This window comes from Vibrio sp. 10N.222.48.A3 (assembly GCF_041475345.1).
In the GTDB taxonomy this organism is placed as follows: domain Bacteria; phylum Pseudomonadota; class Gammaproteobacteria; order Enterobacterales; family Vibrionaceae; genus Vibrio; species Vibrio tasmaniensis_A.
On the sequence record NZ_JBFRVX010001192.1, the window covers coordinates 1 to 1980 of the forward strand.

Consider the following 1980-nt stretch of genomic DNA (forward strand, 5'->3'; position numbering starts at 1 on the left):
CTATCCCTCCACCACATTTAAGAAAGCCGCTGAGAAATCAGCGGCTTTTTTGCATCTAGCGTAAAGTTAATCGAATCTAAGAGTCAGTTAGTCAACCAGTCAAAGTCCTTAACTATCGGAATCTGACTTAAACCTGTTTATCACGGCAACTTCAAGCCTATTACCGCTCTGTTGTATTTAAACATATAGCATAGGTAACTGACTCTTTACCTTTAAAACCTATCGAAATTCGACGTCACTGTTGCAACAAAACATCCCTGCCAATAAACATGTAGACCTACGCCACCAATGCATGACCAAGTAACTTGAAGAATTGGGGGATGTTTATTGGAATAGTGCCCTAGGTTTCTTCAGGTTCTCATTGTGAATACATAACGATAAAAAAATCCAGAGGCTTCATCGAAGTCTCTGGATTTTTAAATTTGGCTTGAGTGCAGATCTAATTAAGCGTTTTCTTGCTTAGTATCTTGCTGCTCTGCTTGTTTTTTTTGTTCAGCTTCATTTGCTTTTTCTTCGTGGTTTGAACCACCACATCCGCCACAACAGCTCATAATTATGCTCTCTTTGATTGTATTTAAGTAACTCATTAAGGTCATAATATTAAAGATGTATTTTAAATGCAACTTTAATATTAGCCAAATTGGCTGCTTGGTGTCTTGAGGTATTTAAGCCCTTGGTTTTATTAAAATTGGTAAGTACAACACAACGAAACAACTGTACGCGACAACCCACAGAGCACTCGATAAGGTGATGATAGAGACAATATTATTGGTAAAGTATCCACCAAATACTCGAACAATAAAGGCAAAAACAATGGCAATTAACGCCGCAGTCATTATTTTACCAATCGCAATAGCTCGACCTGTATGTCCTAGAGAGACGCGTGAGATCATTGATAAGATCATCACCCCCATTCCACCCACGGTTAAGGCATGAATCGCTTGTGATTGTGTGACCAATGACGAAATGATCGAAACGCCATACAAGACCAATCCTAACGAAATGGCCCAGTAGCTTAAGTGTAAAGACCACACAAGAGGAGTCTTAAAAGCGACCCATATTTTCCACCTTACCGCCCTAACCGCATTTGCCAGGCCACTGACAATAAACACGCTAGCAACGATATCTTGTGGAACTGGAAGTATCTGAAAGCTCAACACAACGGCGAAAATCGTGCTCACGATGCTCAGCTTTTCAAGCCATGGTAATGCAGGGGTTCGTGGTGTCTGTGTGCCATTCGCGGTAAACATAGGAAAGACTCGTCCACCCATAATGCACATGACTAGAGTCACCAACAGCACCATGCTTGTGCTAGCTTGTGAAATTAAGATTGGCTGCTGAAATAGAACACCATAGTGCATCGCCGCATTGGCAAAAGTCATTAGCAGCAAAATGGGAACGAACAATAGATTTCGCCAAAGTTTCACACTGACAATATTGTGAGCAAGATAAATGACAGCGACAGGCAAAAACAGTAAATCGAGCCCAGCCACCAACCAAGGGCTAAAGGCATTAGGTAGGAACATGGCTATTCTCGCACACAGCCAGATAACCAGAAGTATCATTAACCCGCGTCCGTTAATACTACGGACACCCGTCCAGTTTTGTACGGCCGTCAGTAAAAAGCCAACCACGACAGTAGCTGCAAAGCCAAATAACATTTCATGAATATGCCACCACATTGCTCCGCCATAAACATTCAGAGTTGCGCTACCATTCCAAAACGCGGCCCAACCAACTAGAGCTGCAACGCTAAAAAGTGATGCAAACAAAAAAAACGGTCGAAACGCGAGCTCAAAAAATGCCGTCATTGAAACGCCATTGTTAGGGGGTTGATTTAAATCTTTCATCATCGTAAACCTAGTGAGTAAACAAAACTTACTTAAATAACGTCAACCGCCAAAAGTTGCCCTAGTTTGTAGCTGTGCCCTTCGCCGAGGAGATCTTGCAAGCTATAAGCGTCTAAGCATTTGTAAAAAC

At 42.0% G+C, this 1980-nt stretch carries 1 protein-coding gene; it reads right to left on the reverse strand.

The genetic code is table 11. The features are described 5' to 3' along the window. Nucleotides 1-665: 665 nt before the first annotated feature. A complete protein-coding gene (locus AB4653_RS24955) occupies nt 666-1850 on the reverse strand; it encodes an NnrS family protein (protein WP_009848693.1) in 1185 nt (394 codons plus the stop codon). Nucleotides 1851-1980: the final 130 nt, after the last annotated feature.

Bases quoted from the DNA above. Each gene is read 5' to 3' on its own strand.
- AB4653_RS24955 (WP_009848693.1), bottom strand. From the start codon at position 1,850: ATGAAAGATTTAAATCAACCCCCTAACAATGGCGTTTCAATGACGGCA.